The organism is Hufsiella arboris (genome assembly GCF_009834875.1).
GTDB lineage: Bacteria > Bacteroidota > Bacteroidia > Sphingobacteriales > Sphingobacteriaceae > Hufsiella_A > Hufsiella_A arboris.
The window spans coordinates 38,516-59,381 of the sequence record NZ_WVHT01000007.1 but is presented as its reverse complement, the minus strand read 5'-3'; the positions used below and the strand labels follow the sequence as shown (position 1 = coordinate 59,381).

General features: G+C 42.7%; 17 protein-coding genes. 4 read left to right on the top strand and 13 right to left on the bottom strand.

The genetic code is table 11. The annotated features are described in order from the left end of the window. Positions 1–93: 93 nt before the first annotated feature. On the bottom strand, positions 94–2,037 hold the full coding sequence (locus tag GS399_RS14790) for a beta-galactosidase trimerization domain-containing protein (protein ID WP_160845424.1): 1,944 nt from the start codon (positions 2,035–2,037) through the stop codon (positions 94–96). Positions 2,038–2,069: 32 nt separating this feature from the next. Further along, entirely contained in the window at positions 2,070–3,125 is a 1,056-nt protein-coding gene (locus GS399_RS14785) for a glycoside hydrolase family 130 protein (RefSeq protein WP_160845423.1), read from the bottom strand. 143 nt (positions 3,126–3,268) lie between these two features. Here GS399_RS14785 and GS399_RS14780 point away from each other — a divergent pair, with 143 nt between their 5' ends. Then, positions 3,269–3,811, top strand: coding sequence for a lipocalin family protein (locus tag GS399_RS14780; RefSeq protein WP_160845422.1), 543 nt, complete (start codon positions 3,269–3,271; stop codon positions 3,809–3,811). A gap of 28 nt (positions 3,812–3,839) precedes the next feature. Here the strand turns inward: GS399_RS14780 and GS399_RS14775 are convergent, their stop codons facing one another. The 8 genes from GS399_RS14775 to GS399_RS14740 all read right to left on the bottom strand — a co-directional run bounded on the left by GS399_RS14775 (position 3,840) and on the right by GS399_RS14740 (position 13,292). After that, positions 3,840–4,040, bottom strand: coding sequence for a hypothetical protein (locus GS399_RS14775; protein ID WP_160845421.1), 201 nt, complete (start codon positions 4,038–4,040; stop codon positions 3,840–3,842). Positions 4,041–4,306: 266 nt separating this feature from the next. Further along, positions 4,307–6,637 carry a glycoside hydrolase family 127 protein gene (locus tag GS399_RS14770; RefSeq protein WP_160845420.1) on the bottom strand — a complete coding sequence of 777 codons (2,331 nt, stop codon included), beginning with the start codon at positions 6,635–6,637 and terminating at the stop codon, positions 4,307–4,309. A 118-nt stretch (positions 6,638–6,755) separates the two neighbouring features. After that, a complete protein-coding gene (locus GS399_RS14765; RefSeq protein WP_160845419.1) occupies positions 6,756–7,751 on the bottom strand; it encodes a family 43 glycosylhydrolase in 996 nt (331 codons plus the stop codon). Further along, positions 7,741–9,258, bottom strand: a complete 1,518-nt coding sequence (locus tag GS399_RS14760; RefSeq protein ID WP_202409474.1) for a family 43 glycosylhydrolase — start codon at positions 9,256–9,258, stop codon at positions 7,741–7,743. Before GS399_RS14760 ends, GS399_RS14765 begins: the two co-directional genes overlap by 11 nt. A gap of 454 nt (positions 9,259–9,712) precedes the next feature. Next, the gene (locus GS399_RS14755; RefSeq protein ID WP_160845418.1) at positions 9,713–11,152 is read right to left on the bottom strand and encodes an L-serine ammonia-lyase; all 1,440 of its coding nucleotides are present in this window, start codon (positions 11,150–11,152) and stop codon (positions 9,713–9,715) included. Next, positions 11,149–11,952 (bottom strand): tRNA threonylcarbamoyladenosine dehydratase, encoded by an 804-nt coding sequence (locus GS399_RS14750; RefSeq protein ID WP_160845417.1) that lies wholly within the window; start codon positions 11,950–11,952, stop codon positions 11,149–11,151. Before GS399_RS14750 ends, GS399_RS14755 begins: the two co-directional genes overlap by 4 nt. Next, on the bottom strand, positions 11,952–12,632 hold the full coding sequence (locus GS399_RS14745; protein ID WP_160845416.1) for a TatD family hydrolase: 681 nt from the start codon (positions 12,630–12,632) through the stop codon (positions 11,952–11,954). The genes GS399_RS14750 and GS399_RS14745 overlap by 1 nt, the downstream gene beginning before the upstream one ends. A gap of 3 nt (positions 12,633–12,635) precedes the next feature. Next, on the bottom strand, positions 12,636–13,292 hold the full coding sequence (locus tag GS399_RS14740) for a protein-L-isoaspartate(D-aspartate) O-methyltransferase (RefSeq protein WP_160845415.1): 657 nt from the start codon (positions 13,290–13,292) through the stop codon (positions 12,636–12,638). A gap of 144 nt (positions 13,293–13,436) precedes the next feature. On the opposite strand from GS399_RS14740, the gene GS399_RS14735 reads away from it, so the two are divergent. Next, complete coding sequence (locus tag GS399_RS14735; protein WP_160845414.1) at positions 13,437–14,168, top strand: hypothetical protein; 732 nt, start codon at positions 13,437–13,439, stop codon at positions 14,166–14,168. Here GS399_RS14735 and priA read toward each other — a convergent pair. Next, complete coding sequence (gene priA / locus GS399_RS14730) at positions 14,165–16,648, bottom strand: replication restart helicase PriA (RefSeq protein ID WP_160845413.1); 2,484 nt, start codon at positions 16,646–16,648, stop codon at positions 14,165–14,167. The genes GS399_RS14735 and priA overlap by 4 nt on opposite strands. Further along, the gene (locus GS399_RS14725) at positions 16,641–17,030 is read right to left on the bottom strand and encodes a DUF423 domain-containing protein (protein ID WP_160845412.1); all 390 of its coding nucleotides are present in this window, start codon (positions 17,028–17,030) and stop codon (positions 16,641–16,643) included. The genes priA and GS399_RS14725 overlap by 8 nt, the downstream gene beginning before the upstream one ends. 79 nt (positions 17,031–17,109) lie before the next feature. Between GS399_RS14725 and GS399_RS14720 the strand changes: the two genes are divergently transcribed. Then, a complete protein-coding gene (locus GS399_RS14720; RefSeq protein WP_160845411.1) occupies positions 17,110–18,714 on the top strand; it encodes a DUF3352 domain-containing protein in 1,605 nt (534 codons plus the stop codon). A gap of 44 nt (positions 18,715–18,758) precedes the next feature. Continuing rightward, positions 18,759–20,177: a DUF5723 family protein gene (locus GS399_RS14715; protein ID WP_160845410.1), complete on the top strand. Its 1,419-nt coding sequence runs from the start codon at positions 18,759–18,761 to the stop codon at positions 20,175–20,177. Here the strand turns inward: GS399_RS14715 and tsaB are convergent. Beyond that, positions 20,174–20,857 (bottom strand): tRNA (adenosine(37)-N6)-threonylcarbamoyltransferase complex dimerization subunit type 1 TsaB, encoded by a 684-nt coding sequence (gene tsaB, locus GS399_RS14710; protein WP_160845409.1) that lies wholly within the window; start codon positions 20,855–20,857, stop codon positions 20,174–20,176. The genes GS399_RS14715 and tsaB overlap by 4 nt on opposite strands. Positions 20,858–20,866 lie beyond the last annotated feature (9 nt).

Sequence of the window (20,866 nt, the reverse complement as noted above, 5' to 3'; positions counted from 1 at the left end):
CAACAACAACTACTTTGGCATTAAAGCTGGCTTTTTTCTCGGCGGAGGCCATCGTTAACTGTTTGTGCACAGGATTTAGTATCCTGTGCCAATTTAGCTATCCCATAATAGCACAACAGTTTCTTCCGCTTCTATTTCAAGATTTAAACCGGCTATTGCGGATGATTTTTGCGGGTAAATTATTTCAGGCTTCAGATCAAGTGTTGTTTTGATTTCAATATTTAGAGCACTTCCGGATTTGTTAATAATTACCGTTAGATATTCATTTCCATTACGCAAAGACTTCATCAGCACACCTTCTCTGTAATCATCAAATCGAAACGGTTGATTGCTTAACTCAGTAGCCAAGTACTTGCGGAGCAATGCAGCCAACGGCTTCCTATCTTCTTTTACCCGCGCACCCAAACCTAACGGTGAAGGGATCCAAAGTACCCTCCCTTCACCAAATAAATTTTCGCTGGCAAGTACAAAATCCGCTCCCAGGGATCTCGCGGAAGTAAGTTTTAATTCTCCTCGCCACATATGTGCCGGCAAAATCAAATCGCCCTCGATGTGCACATCAAATAAGTCTCCGGCTACCTTAAATTCCTTAATTTCTGCTCCAAACAAGTCTTTTAACGGAAAATTTTTGAGCCTGCAAACCGCCCACTCGTCATAGTAAGCAGTCAGCCCGTCAACGATCAATGTTCCCCCCTTAGCAACAAACGCCTCTAGCTTTGCGTAATACTTGGCCGGAATTGCTACCTGATGAGACAAGATGATAACTGAATTTTTGAAATCCGGTGTATCGAAGTCAAACTCCGATATCTCTTTAAAAGCCGGCTGTATGCCCAATTCGGTGAGCGTTTCAAACCAGGTTAGAGATGAACGCATAACCGCCCCGTTTGTCCTGGCTTCTATTTGTTCTAAAGTTTCGATATTCAGCTTTTTTTCAACCCATAAAGATTCTCTTACATACAAAACATTAAAATCTGGCTCCAGGGAAACTGCGTTCTCAAAAAAAACAGCTTTCTTATTTACACACTTAATTACATCGGCGGCCGCCAGCATACGGTCAGATGGTTCGTCCTGGTAGTTCAACATTGCCCACTCTCCTGCTTCAAAACCCGACATTCGCGGGTTAAGGCACCAAAAAATAGCGCCCTTTCCGCCGGAAGCCAGCGTAAGCCACAACCATTGCGTTATTTCTTCTTTCGTTGGGCACAGAGGTTGAAAAGCGCTCATGGTGTTGTTCCCGCCTTGCAATTCGGTCATTAACCAGGGCGTTTCTCCTGCGCCGGAACGGATGATTTCACAATTTGCCGACACAGCCAATGTATATTGATGTCTTTTAAAGTAACCGAAATGCCAGCTTGCGTGTGCCGAGCCGCCAAAACTTGTCAGGAACTTTCGCCAGGCCGGGAAATCATATTCTGCGACGTTTTTAAATATCGCATGATTATTCACATGGATCTCAGCGTGTGGCTCGTATTTTAGAATTTCTGCAGACAGCCAGTTGAGGTACCAGCTATTGTAACTTAACAGGAAACGTTCTTCTTCAAATTTAAAATGAAGAAACGAGGTATCAGCTGCCGGACCGATTTGAATTGCTTCTTGATCTCCCCGCATTTTGGTGGATAAGGGGTTTTCAGGCAGAATCTCAGCGCCTGGTTCATTAATTGGCACCCACCCGGCGTGTGAATCAAACTTGCTGAAATGCATAACAACCTGCTTTATGTAATCTGCGATTAATTGCAAATGGTTGTCATCACGCGGAAATTTAAAACCGCCAACGTCATCAAAAGTTGTCTCAGGGAAAAGGTTGCCATATATTTTTATTCCATACTTATCACCGGCTTTGTATGCCATATCAAACAAGGAAAAATCCCAGTTGCCGTTCTCGTTTTTCATATACGTTTCAAACAGCCTTATGCGGGTAATATTCATTCCGCACTCACGAAGCCGCAGGAACCATGTATCGATTTCATGTTGTGTCTGGCCAGGTTCAATAAAAACCTCTGCACCTATAAAAATTCCGTCGGTTATTCTGAAACTCATTTTTGAAACAGTGATACGGGATTAAGCGGTTTTCACACTCCCAGTGCCTGAAATATTTCCTTTATTGAAAACTCAGCGCCACAAACAAACTCATCGGAGGCGCCGTAATAAACCGTGATTGTATCGCCATCAGGATGAACAAAGTGCCCGTTAGTGAAAACAACATGACCAAAAAATCCACTCGTTTCATAAGTTTCTGTCGGCTCCATAATCGGCTCGTCGGTTCTTGCGATTACCCGTGACGGATCATCGAGATCCAAAAGGAAAGCTCCAAGACAATAACGATGCTGCGAAGTGGCTCCATGGTAAATTTCCAGCCATCCTTTTTCTGTCTTAATTGGCGATGCTCCGGCGCCTACCCTCCCGCTGTCCCAGTTATCCGACCGTGTTTTCAAAATACATTTGTGATTACCCCAATGAATGCCGTCGGGTGACTGCGCCAGCCAGATGTAGTTTCCACCCAAATCGACGCTGCTTGGTCGATGCAAAGCGTAAAACATCCCGTTTATCTTCTCCTCAAATATTGCACAATCTTTATTATGGGGAGGCAGTATCATGCCATGCGAAGTAAAACGCTTCCAGTCATGCGTCGTTCGTAAAGAAACGCCAACGCCGCTGGGTGACACCGCAGTAAAAGTCAGATAAAACTGATTTTCAATTTCAGTGACGCGACAATCCTCGATTCCGAAAGTCTGCAGCTCACCTGTTCCGAAAAGTTTAGGATATTCTTCCGGCTCGTAAAATTTTATACCATCGTCGCTGCAAAGCAAGCGGAGATGAGATAAGGTTGTCAGGTAATCGACGCCTTTGTAACGAATCACACGCGCATCTGTGGCGATGAGTTCATTGTCATTAAGCGGAATTTCCATGATCTCAGTATCGCCATCGGGCGATAAAACCGGGAAGGAAACCGTAAATTCTGTTTGTAACGGCCTCTCAGCAACACGAACTATCAACCAGGTTTTGTTTTCAAAACGAAAAACACCTGGATTCAGCAGACAGGCAATGTGTAAGCCTTCAGCGCTAGGCTTAAGATCCTTCGGGGATAACAGTGGGTTTTGCGGAAATCTTCTGGCGATGTCACTCATTATTTTTTGTTTATCATGATAGGTAACCACATGGCGATAGCGAATGTTTTCTCCGATTTACTGCTGTAATTTTTCTTGCCATACTGTTGGCGCAGTTTTCAACTATCCAAACCAAATATCCGCGAGCCTGTTAAGGTGGAACTATGAAAACGAACAAAACTATTTTTCCATACCTGGTAGCCGGAGCAGGTATAGCAGCCGGACTTATTGCGCTCAACTCGTGCGCTTCGATACCAAAAGGGGCCGCAGCCGTTAAGCCATTTGAAAAAGACCGCTACCTCGGAACCTGGTACGAAATCGCGAGGATGGATTACCGGTTCGAAAAAAATCTGGCCGAGGTAACCGCGAATTATTCAGTTAAAGATGATGGCAATATCAAAGTCCTTAACCGGGGCCGCGATGAAAAAACCGGGAAGTGGAAAGAAAGCATTGGCAAGGCGAAATTTGTGAATGAACCTACAGAGGCCAGGTTAAAAGTTTCCTTTTTCGGACCGTTCTTTGCCGGATATAATGTCATCGCCATTGACCCGCAGTATCGCTACGCGCTGGTGGCTGGGAATAATCTGAATTATCTGTGGCTTCTTTCCCGGGAAAAAACGATGCCCGAGAATATCAAGCAAGATTATCTTACAAAAGCTTCTTCATTGGGATATGATGTAAAGAAGTTGATTTGGACGAAGCAATGAGATAGGTAAGATAATTACTGACAATTATTCAATAATCAAAAAGTTGCGAGGTTTTGATTGAAAACGAACGCTCGTCACTTTTGGCATTTGCAGTCCCGCCATTCAGTCCAAGTCCTCGCGCCGGCACATAACCCATCACATGCTGTGGGCTTTCCCTTTCTGTCGGGTTTACAATTGATCGCCGGTGTTCCATTTGCAACGGGGCCAGTGCGCCTGGATATTGCTGCAATGCATTAACGGTTTTAAACCCGATCCCGATTAATCGGGACGGAAATCCTTAAAAAGTGTACGCAGTTTCGATTTTAAAAGACTATTCACTTTTTAAGGATTGCCGCATTGGCGGGACTAGCGGAAACTACTGGCGTAGGAACTGCTTTTCAAAAAATTAAGCTTTACGACATTATTAGCGTAGTCGAAACTAACGCATTTACTGCATTTCAGTTACGCTAATAATGACGCCCAATCTCTTAAAAAACCTCATCTCAAACACAAACTTCACTTCTTCAACAGCCTGCATCCGAACACACCACCTGCCGTGCTGCCTTCCATTGCCTGGAACTTCACTGTAACAGTTTTTTTGCCGGCCAGCAACTCCGTTGGAATTTCGTATACTTCGTTGTAAAGCTGGTTAGGATGTTTTGCATCCAGCTTCTCGCGGGCGATCTCTTTTCCTTCAATCAGGATCGCAAACTGCCGGTTGCCGCTATCGCTTCCCCAGTATGTGCATTGGAGGTTGGCATTTGCATTCCCTTTTGTGTCCAACGTAAATGAAAACCAGCCACCATCCCGGGCATCACGCCATTTGCTCGAACCCATGCTTCCCGTTTCGGTTTTATCGCCGGTAAGATTATGGTCTCTTTCAGGCTGCATTTCTCCTATCCGCATCACATCGATTGTTCTGGCTGCAAGTTCTTCATCAGCCTTACGTTCCGCCTCAAACTGAGCCTTTTTCTTCGTCCATTCTTCGGGGGTAAAGAAATCCCAATATACGGCTTGCTTCTGTCCGTAAACTTTATAAAGCGGCGCCAGTGTTAGCTTGCCTGTATTGGTCGACATCGTTTCGAAAACATTCGGTTTAGCCGGGTCCTTTTTCACCCATTGAGCGAGATTCTCATTTGCTGAGACAAACATTGGGATGTCCCGCGACTTCAATTCGCCGTTGCCCAGTTCACCTGCAAGTACCAGCGGTCCATACAGAAAAGCTTTTTTATCTTTATTATCCGGCATGCTTTCAGTGTACAGGCTCATAGGAAAAGTCAATTGCACTTTATCTCCTTTTTTCCAGCTTCTGTTTAAGGTAATGTATGAACCTGGGTTGCTCTTTACCTCTTGCGGTTTACCGTTTATCAGCAGTTTCGCGCCATTTACCGCCCATTTAGGATAGCGAATAGCAAGCGGCATTTGCATGGCACTCTTTACTTCACTAAACGTGATATTTACTGTCTGATCGTCCGGATATTTCGAATCGAGCTGGAGCTTTATGCCCTTCTCCTGCCAGTTTAAAACCGAAGGAATAAACAGGTTGACATAAAGTCCGCCATCCGCTGCTTTGTAATAAATGCTTTCTCCATACTTGGCATGATTTTCCATTCCTGTTCCTGTGCAGCACCAGAACGAATTATCGGGTGTTCCGAAAGGCTTTTCCGATCCCGAGGCGAGCGGCATGTAATATAAAACCATACCATCATCCGGGTTTTGCGATGCAAGGATATGATTGTAGAGCGCTCTCTCATAATAGTCCATATAAGAAGACTTAGGGTCCAGTTCGTACAAATGCTCAGTCAGTTTCAGCATGTTGTATGTATTACAGGTTTCGGTTGTATTATCGCTCAGTCGGTCGTTCAGTTTATCAGGCTCACCGAAATGTTCGTGATCACTGTTCCCGCCGATTACATAGCTATGATGGCCGGTAACTTCGTTCCAGAAATACTGTGAGATTACATGATCTTTTGCATCGCCGGTAAGCTCATATCTTCGGGCGCAACCGATAATTTTGGGAATCTGCGTATTGGCATGAACGCCGGCTAATTGATCTTCCTGCCGTGAAAGCGGATCCAGGATCTTCTTATGATGGAAACGATACGACAAAGCCAGGTATTTCTTATCTCCCGTAATAGCATAAATATTTGCCAACGCTTCGTTCATGCCGCCATGCTCGCAATCGAGCATTTTCTGAAATTGCGCCTCTGTCAGATTTTTAAACTTGGTATCGATCCAGTCGCAAAAACGGACGGCAACCTGTTTGGCTTTTTCATTACCAGTATAAGTGTACGCATCGATCAATCCGGCAAGAACCTTATGCTCTGTATACCACGGCACCCAGCCGCCGTTCAGGTCAAAGCCCTGCGAACGAATGTCACCGGCCGCTACCTGGTCGAATATTTTGTCTTCATCGGGAATCCCACCAACATATCCGGTTTTACGGGCATCCTGGCATATCGCCAGTTCGTTAACAATATAATCGACCTTTTCCTTAAATCGCTTATCGCCGGAAGCAGCATACATCATCGAGCAAGCCGATAAATAATGTCCGAGTGAGTGCCCCGACACACCTCTTGCTTCCCATCCTCCATAGATTTCACCTTTTGGCTGCAGACCGGCATTCGTCATAAATCGATTCAAAAAACGATCAGGGTCAAGGGACAGCAGCCATTTCGCATCCAGCTCCATCGCGTGTTTGAATGGAGATGGCAGCAGCCTGACATTCTCAAGCTTAAAGGGAACAGCTTTTTGCTCCACCTTCGACTTAACTATATACCCATCCTGAGCGCTTACTTTACCCAGGCAAATCCCAGCAATCGCAAAACAGATTAATACTTTTTTCATAATTGATTTAACACCCGTTAGTTGTTTACTATGTTAAAAAATATACGTCATAATGACAAGTAATATCCAGGTAAGATAAACTGGCAGCTTTGGTTTGTTTAGAATGTGTTGAATGATGCTACTTCCTAATATATGGCCCCTTTTCCGACCATCCTATTGGGATGTTACTTAAATACCAGGTTTTGCCATTGTCGTTATTTCCCTGGTAAAACAGGTAGGTTTTACCGTTCGAATCCTGAAAAATTCCCGGGTGACCAGACTCGCTGGAATTCCAGCTGCCAGGCTTTCCGTTTGGAAGAAATGGTTTGTCGCTTAGGCGTTTCCAGGTTAATCCGTCACTGCTTTCTGCAATACCTATTTGCTGAGGAGCATTGTTATAGGCCCCGGCATAAAACATATATAGCTTTTTATTTTTGGTAATAACCGATGCACCTTCCACACATTCTCCCTCCCAGGGTAATTCCGGTTTTAAGATCGAACTATCAACGGCTTGTTTCCAGTCGGAACGTTTAAAATCGGTATTTGCCGGCGCTGTCGCTACACCTTGTTTTTGGATTTTCCCGCTTTTATCTCGCGTAGCGAAATGCAGGAAATATTGATTTTTAAAAAAGTGAACTTCAGCATCGATGGCACGGCCATTTGTCCACTCACCTGTTGGATGAAAAATCGGGTTGCTCGAATCCCGTGTGAACTGAATTCCATCGCTTGACCAGGCGTGACAAATCGCGTCCTTTTCAAAATTGCCGTACGTTTGGTAAAAAAGGTGAACCTTACCGTCGCGCACTAATGCTCCCGGCGCACAAAGACCTTTCTTTTCATAGTCAGCTTCCGGTTTTATCTCCCCTATTTTTTTCCAGTTATAGAGATCACTACTTTCGGCAATGCCTATCTGCCAGCCATTCATTCCATTAGTTTTGTCGTCAATCATTCGCATGGAGAAATACATCAGGTACTTTCCTTTGAATTTGATTACAGTTGGATCTTTACTGAAAGGCACACCCAATGCGCTAGTGTCTCCGTAATACATTTTAGGTTTTTGTGCTTTTGCTGAGAAAGACAAAATCACCATGGTGAAAAGATAAAATACGGTTTTAATTAAGCCTTTATTTGACATCTGAAAGCATGAAATTTTTGAAAGAAGCTGATTGATTTTCCTTGCCTGTGGCTACTATGCCGGCGCGCAAGCCTCTGTCCCACGGTGGCAATCCAGCCGCGTTGATTGGCTCAGGGTTAAGCTCCCGGAATGTTTGCCCGCTTGTTTTGTACAGGAAAGTCACAGTTGAATTGTTCCTTACCTTCAGCTGAAAAGTAACAAGAGGCGATTTTGTTATTTCCGTTTCGGCAACGATACGCGACTTGCCATCTTTGACTTCTGTTACCGTAATTTTATTTAAAGAGACTGTGGCTGTGAGCAGATTTTTTTCATCACCGATCAACGCGAGTCCTCCGGCTGCGGTTGATTTTGCCGATACAACCGTAACCTGCACGTCATAATCGGACGAATAAACTGTCTGTCCAATAAATGAACCCACTTTTGGCAAAGCTGAAATCGTCAGCGTATTTGCCTTTACGCTTTTACTGAACTTTTCAAAAACATTCCACTGCCAGGCCAGTGAAAGTTTATTGCCGGCAAAATTGTCATTGATCGTTACTGGCTTAGGCGTGGTTCCATTGCAATTTTCTACAAACTGAATCCAACCTTCCGGCGTGAACTCAAATTGCTTTAGAACACCTTGCCGGCCGGCAAAATTGGCACTTTTGGTATTATAAGCATGATATAAAAAATAATTCTGCCCGTTAAAAACAACCGGCGTTCCATGTCCCGGGCATTTCCAGCTTGCATTATCGCTGATTATCGGATTTTTATCAAATTTCTCCCAGGGGCCCAGCAAAGATTTGCTTCTGGCAATACCTGTGGCATAATTGCAGCTAGTCCCGCAGCAACCGGCGGCCGCATAAAAAGCGTAGAAAAATTCTCCGTGCCTGGTAATTGAAACACCTTCTACCAGTTTTGATTCCCAGGGTTCCGTCGCACGAAACAGCTCTTTCTTCTCACCAATCAAGCCGGTACGGTCTTCTTTCATTTCCATCGCCCAGATCGGCGTTGGTTGGCCAATGCTGTTTCCGTCTTCCTTCCAGATCAGGTAAAGTTTCCCATTCTCATCACGCATCGAAAAAGCGTCAATCGATCCGTCAGGCTGGCCGATCAGCGGACCAAGATCTTTGTATGGTCCTTCGGGCCTATCCGCCACAGCGGCAGCCACGCAAAGACTTCCGCCTTTTTTATGGCCATTGTAGTAGATATAAACCTTGCCTTTGTCGTAGCTGATTTCCGGTGCCCATAAATAGTAATCGGCCCAATCTGGCAGTTTTGTGAAGGCCACAGCACGTTTCGACCAGTGAACCAGGTCTTTGGATTCATATAACGGAAAGGCCGGCAGCCAGTTCGACGTGGTCGCAGTGGCCCAGTATGAATTTCCAATTTTCACAACAGAGGGATCCGGATGATCACCTGGCAGAACCAACTGCTGCGCGGATGATTTTAAACTAAAAATCACCAATAAAATGGCGAGTGTCTTTCTAAGCATATCTTTTATTGGATGTAACTGATAATAGAACATTTGACAAAAGCTTAATTGTTTGGTGTCTTCTTTTTTAATTGATGTTTGCCTGATGCATCGGCAGCTTCAGCTACGAACTCCTTTTGGGCCGTGGATTTCCTTTCGTTGTTCGAAGCACTGTCCGTTCAATTTAAACCGGATGAAAGCGGCATCCTTTTTTGTGAAAAATGACAAGTGCATTGGATTAAAAAAAGATACAGCGGACAGCCGGACTGCAAGCCGCCATAAGCAAAGCCATACATTTTCAAAAAATAAGCAGACCTTAGCCACGTTGATTTCACTATTATCATATTGAACGATTTGATGGATCACGCAACAGCAAACGAATGCAATTGTCAGCAATGATTCCTTCATGCAAAATGTTAAAATGGTGGGGTGTGGTATAAATTGGTTGGCCCCAAATATAGCTTTGCAATCTCAATCTGCAAAACGAAAGACGAAATACAAATTCAGTTTAACACTCAGGCAAACTGATCGGAATATTAACCGCTAAACCGCCATCAGAAGTTTCTTTATATTTTGAGTTCATATCCAGGGCTGTTTGCCACATCGTTTTAACAACGGCATCCAGACTTACCTTGGCGTGATCCGGATTTGTTTGCAACGCCAGCTGCGAAGCTGTGATCGCTTTGATGGCGCCCATAGTATTCCGTTCAATACAGGGAACCTGAACTAAACCGGCAATCGGGTCGCAGGTTAATCCAAGGTGATGTTCCATGGCAATCTCTGCAGCCATTAACACCTGGCGTTGCGAGCCGCCCAAAACTTCGGTAAGCGCTGCCGCTGCCATTGCAGAGGAAACTCCTATTTCGGCCTGACAACCGCCCATGGCCGCTGAAAGCGTAGCTCCCTTTTTGAATATGCTGCCGATTTCAGACGCGGTCAAAAGAAATTGAATGATTTTATCATCGTTCGCGTCCTGGCAAAACGCTATAAAATAATGTAACACCGCCGGCACAACGCCTGCAGCTCCGTTGGTTGGCGCCGTTACAACCCGCCCGAACGACGCATTTTCTTCGTTTACAGCCAGTGCGAAGCAACTTACCCAATTTAAAATATTGCTAAAATCAGAACCCGTTTGCCCCACGGCTTTTAACCATTCGTCGTAATTTGAGTACGGATTCTCTTTAATCAGTTTCTTATTCAACGTAGCTGCACGCCTCGAAACGTTTAGTCCGCCGGGTAAATTACCGGATGTATGGCAGCCGCGATACACACATTCTTTCATTATCCTGAATATGTTCAAAACGCCATTCCTGGTTTCCCTCTCTCCGCGCCAAACACATTCATTTTCCATAACGACCTCCGAAACTTTTAAGCCGGTTTTCAGGCACCAGTGCAATAAATCGCTGGCTTTATCTATCGGAAATGGAAGATCGACGCTATTTTCATCGGTTGCCAGGTCGTCATTTTCCTTAATAACAAAACCTCCTCCAATAGAATAATAAGTTTCTGACAATGCTTTTCCATCGTTTAAAAACGCCTGCAGCGTCATTCCATTTGGATGATACGGCAAGCTTTCCGAAAACAGGAAATACAAATCATTTTCGTAATCAAAATCAATCAGCTGAGATTCTGAAAGATTAAGTTGTTTCCGTGACTTGATTTGCTCAATGTCCTGATCTATTTTATTTACGTCAAATGTTACAGGATCGTAACCGCTCAAACCCAATAAAATTGCCACATCGGTTCCATGGCCTTTTCCGGTTTTAGCCAATGATCCATAGAGCAGAATTTTTATCGAAATAACTTTACCGAGATTGCCGCTGTTCCGAAGTTGTGCAACAAATTGCTCCGCGGCACGCCATGGGCCTAATGTATGAGAACTTGAAGGACCAATACCGATCTTAAAAATATCAAAAACTGAAATCCGTTCTTCTACAGCTACGCTCATGATTCGTCGGCCAAAGGCCTTTTCTTTTTAGTAACTTTTTTTGGCTGCAGGACAGCGGGGCGTTTCACTGTTTCTATTTTATAATCCAGCAGATCGCGAATAACCACCGAGGCACAAACACCACCAAATGCCGCCGGAAGGTAAGATATCGTTCCGTAGGCTGATCGTTTAAAATTGCTTCCATCGGTCATTATAAGTGAATCGCGCATAACTTCCTCGATGGAAAAAACCGCCTTGATACCTTCCCGAACACCCAAACGTTTAATCCGCTTTCGTACGTATTGTGCGAAGACGCATTGATAAGTTTCCATCAGGTCGGTAACCCGAAGCTTTGTCGGATCAAGTTTTCCGCCGGCGCCCATGGAACTGACGACACGTTGTCCATTCTGATAAGCGATTGAAAGCAATGTCACTTTTGGTGTGATGCTGTCAATGCAATCCATCACATAATCGAATTGTGTCTGCATTATTTCACGGCACTTCTGCGGCGTTAGAAAATCTTTACGCACATGCAGTTTAAGATCAGGATTTATAGCCAGCAACCGTTCAGCCATGATTTCCGCTTTTTCTACGCCGTGGTTAGTCGCCAGTGCTGGCAGCTGCCTGTTACGGTTTGACGGATCTACGATATCACCGTCAACAATAGTCATTTCACCAACACCAGCCCTGCAAACGAACTCTGCCGCAAATGAGCCGACCCCACCTAGACCAACAACTAATACATGGTTTTTTTGTAATTTTTCAATACCCTCGTTGCCCACCAGCAAAGCCGACCGCGACAACCAACTTAAATCAGACATTATTTTTCGTAAACTTTATCAGAAGGGAGTAAACCCACTTTTTTCCAATTTGCAAAAATAACTTCTTTTAATTTATCTGTTGATATATTTCTTTGGTCTGCAGCAAGTTTATAAATCTCTTCGATCGGCAATTCTGAATAATCACTTTCAAGAAACAGGCGATCAAGGTCAATTCTCCTAAGTAATTTTGAAGCATTTGAATCGGGAAAAGAAAGCGCTTTTCCTAAGGAAAAATAACAGTCATGCGCCAAAAGCTGATCCGCTATCTGCTCGTTGTTATTGAAGCCGTGGAAAATAAAAGGAATTTTTGGTTTCAGCTCGTTCATTATTCCCATTATCTCGCTGTAGCATTTTACGCAATGAAGAATTAACGGCTTACTCAGCTTTTCGGCAAGTTCGATATGATCTACAAAAACGGTTTTTTGGGTTTCGAGATCAGGGCCGCGCAAACGGTCAAGGCCACTTTCGCCGACCGCGATAACGGATGGCTTTGCACACCATTCGGTGAGAACATTCTTTTGCGATTGGTAATCGTTCTCGTCGATAAACCAGGGATGTATTCCAACGGAAAATATTCCATCCTGCTCGCTGGAAATAAATAATTCATTATCCTGGCTGAGGATAATGTTTCGTAATGTGAAATAATCTGTTTGATTGTGTGAGTGCAGATTTAAAAACATAGATTACCACGCCTGGTCGCCGACTAATGGCACAAAGCGGAATGTATCTAACACGATCTTATCGTATTCGGTTTCGCTTACACGTAAAACGGTGATCATTTTCTGCACATTTTCATCACCAACAGGAATTACCAATATTCCACCGATTTTAAGTTGCTTCAATAAAATTTCAGGAACGAGCGGCGCTCCTGCAGTTACCAGAATTTTATCGTAGGGCGCTTCATTTTCATAACCAATGGAACCATCGCCTAAAATAAATTTTGACTGGTAGCCCATTTTACCCAAAAATTGGACGGCGCGTTTATGAAGGTTTTCCTGCCGCTCAATTGTAACGACCTTAGCTTTCAGTTCCAGTAAAATACAGGTCTGATAACCGGAACCTGTACCAATTTCAAGAACCTTATCACCCGGTTTTACGTGTAAAAGCTGCGTTTGATAGGCTACAGTATATGGCTGCGAAATAGTTTGACCATCCCCGATCGGAAAGGCAATGTCTTTATAAGCCTGATTCCAGAAGGTTTCATCAAAAAAGAAATGACGCGGCACCTTTCCAATGGCCTGCAATACATCCTCATCGCTGATTCCCCGATCCTTCAAAATCGACACAAGCTTTTTCCGGGCACCTTTCTCGCGGTAATTATCTACAAATTTATAGGCCATTATCGATCAAAATTAGAGCAAAATATTCAGCTGAGAAAAAGTATCACACCTAAATTAAACAAACAAGTTATTATCAGGTTAATAAAATTCGGCTGCAACTTTTGAAACTTTATTTTGCTATTTTCGCAGAAGATACCGTCTGTTATGAAAATATTTTTACCCTTTTTTATTTTAGCATCCATTTTTACGGCAGGAAATGCCCAGGTAGTTAAGACGGACACTACAAACGCTCCATTGGTCTATCCAAAAAATCAAAAAAAATTAATCCAAAGCGACTTCATGTATTCTATTGCGGTAAGCGGATATTCATACCAGCAGCTTCCGAAAATCATGAACCAAGTTAATTATTCAGATTATAAAAGCTCATACCTGAACGGATTGATGATTAAATTCAACGATAACCAGATCAGCTATAGGTTAACCGGGTATTACTACAAGGATGATATATCCTTTAAAAATAATTGTAACAGTTGTGAAATCGCAAAGGGAAAATTAACTGACTATAGTTTTAAAATTGGCTTTGAGAAGAACATTAGTTATTCGAGCGTTCAGCCTTATTTTGGTGTCGACCTTGGATACCGCTATAACCAGTTTCAAGGCACTTCCTATGATTTTAATTCGGGTGCCGCATTGTACGACGCTAATGCACAAAAGAACAGCGTTGTTTTTTCGCCGTTTTTCGGACTCAGATATAATTTCGTAAATCATTTCTCAATCGGCGCGGAAGCTGGTCTTGACATTTTATATTCCTATGAGCGCCAGGAAAAAACACCTGTCGGAAGCTTTCCTTCTGTTAATAAATACAACCGCTGGGAATATTTACTGAAGCCATTGAGCATGATTACGCTGCAATACAGCTTCGGCTCAGTATACTAATAGGGATCTACATCCACTCTTAAAACGATACCCTTGTTATTTTTGTCGGCCTCGAAATTTTGAAGCACTGCTTGAAGTGTTTTCTTGATTTTAGCAATAGAAACATTTGAACGTTCAATCTTCAGCATCAATGTCTTGATATAGTAGTTGCGGATCTTCCCGATCAAAGGAAATTCGGGACCAACTACCCTATCGCCTAAAATCTGTTTTAACGCTTGTCCCAGCTTCTCCGCTGTATAATTGGCCTGCTGCAGGTTTTGATGCTTAACATCGATTTGGATCATCCGATAAAAAGGCGGGTATTTAAAATTTCGCCTTTCGATAAGTTCAGCCTGCGCCATACTGTCGTAATCATTTTTAATAACCTGGTGGATTATCCGGTGTTCGGTATCGTAAGCCTGAATAACCACTGTTCCGCTATTATTTCTTCTGCCGGCGCGGCCTGCCACTTGCGACAAAAGCTGAAAACTTCGCTCATACGCGCGGAAGTCTGGATAGTTCAGTAAGCTGTCGGCACTGATTATTCCAATGAGCGTTACATGAGCAAAGTCAAGTCCTTTGGTAACCATTTGTGTTCCAACTAGGATGTCAACTTTTCGATCTTCAAAATCCGCTATAATTCGTTGAAAGCTATTTTTTGAACGGGTAGAATCAAAATCCATCCGGGCTAATCTGGCTTCCGGGAAGATCATGGACAAATCATCCTCAATTCTTTCCGTACCAAAGCCTTTTTCTTCGATGTGTGTCGAACCGCAGGCCGGGCAAATGGACACCGTATCCTGCTTATAGCCGCAATAATGACAATGCAACTTCCCTGTACTTTTATGGAAAGTTAGACTAACGTCGCAATTGATACATTTGGGAGTATAGCCGCAGGTTTTGCAACGCAGCAGCGGTGTATATCCACGCCTGTTTTGAAATAAGATAACCTGTTCCTTTCGTTCGAGTGTTTCTCGTATCGCATTTACCAGGTTTTCGCTAAAATTACCTTGCAGCGTTTGCTTGTTTTTTCCATCTGTAAGGCTGGTTACATTTATTGCTGGTAATTGTGATCCGCCGAATCTTTCCATTAATTCGGTAAGCCCATATTTACCTGCCCTGGCGTTGTAATAGCTTTCCAGCGATGGGGTTGCCGATCCTAAAAGTGTTTTTGAATGATGTATTTGTGCCAGATAAATCGCAGTATCCCTCGCGTGATACCTCGGTGCCGGATCAAACTGTTTGTACGACGGCTCATGCTCCTCGTCGATAACGATTAAACCAAGATTATTGAAAGGCAAAAACACCGCCGAACGCGCCCCTAATACCAGGTCATATTCACCTTTCAGTAATTTGTTCCAAACTTCTGCACGCTCATTATCATTAAACTTCGAATGGTAAACACCTACCCTGTTTCCGAAATAATTTTTTAACCGTTCTACAAGCTGTGTAGTCAAAGCGATTTCAGGAAGCAGATAAAGCGCTTGCCTGCCGGCCGAAATAGCCTGTTCAATAAATTTGATATATAACTGCGTTTTCCCCGATGATGTTACGCCATGCAACAGTACAACGTCCTTTTCCGTTAACTGGTCTTGAATGGAGTTAAAAGCGGCCTGCTGTGTTTCGCTTAGCAGGAAGTCCTTGCTTATAAATTCATCGCTTTCCAAAAACCGGCTTACTACTTGTTTTTCCGATATGAAAATACCTTTCTCCGATAGTGTTTTAATAGCGGCACCTCCGCAATTAGCTGTTTCAAGAAGCTGTGATTTAGCCACCTGCCCTTCGTATTGCCGGCTGAGCTGCATATATGCCAGCAAGGCGTCGAGTTGTTTCGGTGCACGTTCCAATTCAGCGAACAACACCTTCAGATTATCGGCATCCTGGTAAAAAGGATCAAGCTTTATGAACGTTTTCAGCCTCGGCTTATATCTTTCTGAAATCTCTTCGGAGATGTGGATTACATTTTTATCGAAAAGTGATTTCAAAAGCGGAAACACTGTTTTCTGCCCCAACAGTTTGCTGATATCACTTACCCTAAGTTCACTATGAATCTCAAGTGCATCGACGATAAGAAATTCTTTATCGCTTAGCAGCGTTTTGTCGTAACCGGATTCCGGCAGGAGAATAACTTTGGTTTCACTGGCAAGTTTAAGTGCTGACGGTAGCGCGGCCTGCATAACCTCGCCGATCGAACAAAGATAATAGTCGGCAATCCACTCCCAGAGTTCGAGCTGCTGAGTAGTTACAATGGGCTTTTCATCAAGAACATCTATCAAATATTTTGCCTCATACAAAGTGGGCGGCTCATTACTGATCTTATAAATGATGGCGGTGTATATCCTGCTTTTCCCAAATTGCACCACTACGCGTTTACCAATTTCAATTTGCTGATTTAATTCAAGCGGAACACGGTAAGTGTATGTTTTTGAAATTGCCAGGGGTAAAATTACTTCTGTAAACAGTGTTTCGCGCTGGCCGGTCTCTTCATTTAATTCAAGCATCAGTTTTCTTTACGGGAGCAATTATCAAAAACAACCATCCAAGAATTAGAAGTAATCCGCCAATTGGCGTTACCGGACCTAAAACAGCCGTTGAAATACCAGTAATCGCCCTGGTTGCCAGCAGATATAACGATCCTGAGAAGCATATTATTCCAAGAATGAAGAGCAAAGCCGCATTGTTTATCTTAATTTTTTGGTTGACCGACGTGCCTGATATGACAAGTAAAACAAGTGCGTGAACAAACTGGTAGTTAGCGGCGGTTTTCCAGTTTTCCAGATCCTGAACGCTGATCTTGTCGCGCAATCCATGTGCGCCAAATGCGCCTAACGCAACAGCAATTAATCCTAAAATAGCAGCTGTTCTAAATATTTTCTGGTGCATCCTTAAATAATTGTTTGCTAAAATAGTAAGGCTTTACATTCTTAACTAATTAAAAATCTAATTTTGTAAAGCTCCGTTCATGAAAAAAGTTATAGCTCTTATCATTTTACTCATTGCAGCAATTTTTGCTGTGGCCGCTTTATATTTTTCAAAGGTCAACGTTTCAAACCGCAACAACGGAGTAGTGTTAAGTTACATTCCCGCAGATGCCTGCCTGGTTGCATCGGTGAGATTTGACAAGGCAACGTCGGAAATTTTCGACGATTATGAAGGCTTTGAAACGCTTCTCGGACGTGACGAATTTAGAAAGTTGTCTTCCCTGAACGACACACTGCTCAGCTATCCGGCGATAAGTAACCTGTTAAATGAAAGCAACATTTATTTCAGCGTACATGCTAAAAATGACGATAAAGAAGACAATCTCCTTTTCCTCGCTGCGCTGAACAAAAAAATAAGTACCGCTGAACTTCAATCTATTTTGAAAACGGTAAAAAATATCAGCGTAGAAAATTTAAAAATCGGAGACAAGGAAGCATTTAACATCAACGTTGGAACGTCAAAAAACAACTTCTTTTTATTTGTTGGAAACAATGCTGTTGTTGCCAGCTTCTCGAAAAAACTATTGGAAAAAAGCCTGGGAAACATGCCTAAAATCAGCAATGAATATATCGGGCAGATAACCTCCGGCGGGCAGCGAAGCGAAAATTCACCTTTCAATATCTACATTAATCATTCGCAGGTTAACTCGTTTACTGAAAGCTTCTACTCTTTTCCAAAAAACAAAAGCAATTTACTTGCGGAACTTTCGGGATACAGTTCACTGAACATGAACTTCAAAAGCGATGCATTGATGTTTAACGGTATCAGCACGATCGACACAAATAAATCAGCGTATTTAGCCTGTTTTTTACATCAAAAACCGATCAGGAACGACATTATAAAAGCCTTGCCTCAGATTACTGCCGCTTATACTGTATTTGGAATTTTCGATTACCGGCTTTTTTTTAATGATGTTGCTGCATTGCTGACCAGGCGTGGGCAATATGATGAACTTAAAAAGAAAATTCAGCAGGTCAAATCGGAAACCGGAATTGATCTTGAGCGTGATCTAAAATCTTATCTCGGCAATGAATTCGCATTGATTCAGCTAAGTAACCAGGAAAAGCTTGCAGTAATTCATGTTAAAAACGGAGATAAAGTAGATTTCTTTTTACAGCCGGTAAGTTCAGTGTATGCCGAAAACATTCATCATGTTAACTATTCAGAAATCTTCTACAACTACTTTGGTGATGCATTAAAACCATTCTATAAACCGTTTTATACTGTTGTTGACAACTATCTTATTTTATCAAACTCTGCTGCAGCACTAAATCAGTTTACTATAGAATACAAGCGTGATCTTTTGTTAAATAACACGGAAAACTTTAATGATTTTACGAAATACACCGCTAACCAAAGCAACATATCGTTCTTTTTGAATATTAAAAACTTCAGACAAATCGCTGCGTCAGATTTAAAATCACCGATTTCAAAAAGCTTTAAAGACGAGGAAGGTTTAAAAAAATTCTATTCCTTTTCCTGGCAGTGGAGCAGTGATCGTGACCATTTTTTCACAAACTTTTACGCAAATTTTAGCAGGCAAAAACAACAACCTGATAGTTTACCTAAATTTACACAACCCTGATCAAACAAATTTCAAGTTATAATCTTTTGGGATAAACAGAAGCGATGAAATGTAAAGGCATCATCATATCAGCAATGACGTTTGCAGTTTCATTAAGTGCTTCTGCACAGCAGTTTGCCTTATATAATACCAGGACCTTATATGATGCTTTTGAGAACCCTTCACAAAAAGCGTTTTATGCAGACAGCAGCAGGAAATATGCATTTAACTTTTTTATCCCTTCGGCCGGATTTAACGGCGTTTTTACCGGTCCGGCCCAAACCGCTTTTAAAACATTAGTTTACCGGGGAGGCTTCAGCGGGGCCAGCATTGATGTAAACAACACAGATCCGAACAAATTTTTCGGTAATCTGAACAGCTATTTACTCATGTTCCGTGTGTTCAAGTCGATAAAACTTAACAGGGAGCTGGGGTTTGCCTGGCAAGTGAAAGCAGAAAGTACGATAGATAATTTCAGTAACCAAACGTTTGCCATTCTACAGGATTACAGGTATTTCCCTGACGGAACAAGCAACGATATATTTAACGACAAGGGTTATGCTCAAACCTATCATCAATTCAGTTTTAACTATCGCGAAGATCTGAATAAACAAATTGGCTTGGGTATTAAGATTGGTTACCTCAGTGGCATTGCATATACCAGATTGGATATTAACCAGTCGTCGCTCACTAAAAATCTTGAAGCTGATGCGTACGATATGGTATTAAAAGGCGGCTTGCAAAGCAGTTTTAATTATGGAGATTTCGGTGATATAACTTATGCGCCCGGATTTACCAACCCGGGCGCTGCCTTAACCGCAAGCGCTAATTTTAAATTGAGAGGCGGCTGGTTTCTGCTTACAAATCTAAAAGACATCGGATTTATCCATTGGAACAACGAATCGTATCAATACTACATTAACACCGACCTTGTGGTAGAAAATGCTTCAGAGAATAACGGATCAAAATATTTGTTTAACCGGATTTATAATTCCTTTAAAAGAAATTATACTCAGAAAAGCTTTACGACGATGATCAATGGCAAAGCGGAAGTATTGCTGAATAAAGACTTTGACCGCTATCAGCCCAACCTGCTGGTATCAAAAAATCTTTTTTATAAAGGCTTTGATATAGCGCTAATGAATACTTATAAAACGGAGAATTTTAATTTCAGTTTGTCAACAGCCTACAGCGCTGAGAATTTTCAGGTGGGCGGAGTCGCGATGTATAAAACGCCAAACGCCGAATTCTTTTTGGGGACAGACAACGTATTGAAAACTTATTATACCACTAAGGGGCTCATCACCAATAACGAAAATATTGGAAATGGTTACACAGGAGCTTCGTTTTATTTGGGTTTTGGCTTGAAATTCGGAAAAATAATGGAGCACGATATGAATTCGTCAAACATACCAGGATTTGGCAGCCGGGGTGACGATTCAGGTTTCTTTGGAAGGCTGTTCGGACGAAAATCAAAAAATTAGTTTGCCTTTTTCGGCTGCAAGGCGATAAACTCTTTTAGATAATACGGATCGAAATAGGCGGTGTTCTCAAATTGCTGGTTGCTAAACTTTTCAAAAGCTAACAGATTCATTCCTCTTGCTGAATTTTGAAAATCGTTTACAAAAGAGGCGTTTTCATGTTTTAAAATAGCGGACAATTTTTCACAACCGTCACCGAAAAATACCAGCTCATGCTTTTCAAGCAGTACTGAAAATGAATTCTCGTCGAGGATCATCGCCTCCGTTGCCATGACTTCATCGAGATTGTGGTCATAAACAGCCGTATAAACCTCCATCCTCCTGGCATCGATCATCGGGCAAAGCAACCTTTCTTCACCAGTTTCAGCAGCTATCATGGCCGCCATCGACTGTAGCGTATTCACACTGATTAAGGGGATATCCAGGGCATAGCAGAGCCCTTTTGCCGTCGACACACCGATTCTTAACCCGGTGTAGGAACCAGGGCCTTTACTTACCGCCACAGCGTTTAACTCTGCGAGCTGCTTGCCTGCATCCTTCATTACCTGCTGTATAAATAATGTGAGGTTGCTGGCGTGGATATTCCTGTCGGTCTGCTCTTTGTATGCAAGCAGTGATCCGTTTTCAGACAAAGCGACAGAACAAGTTGCTGTTGCCGTTTCTATTTGTAAAATTAGAGCCATGTTCTAACA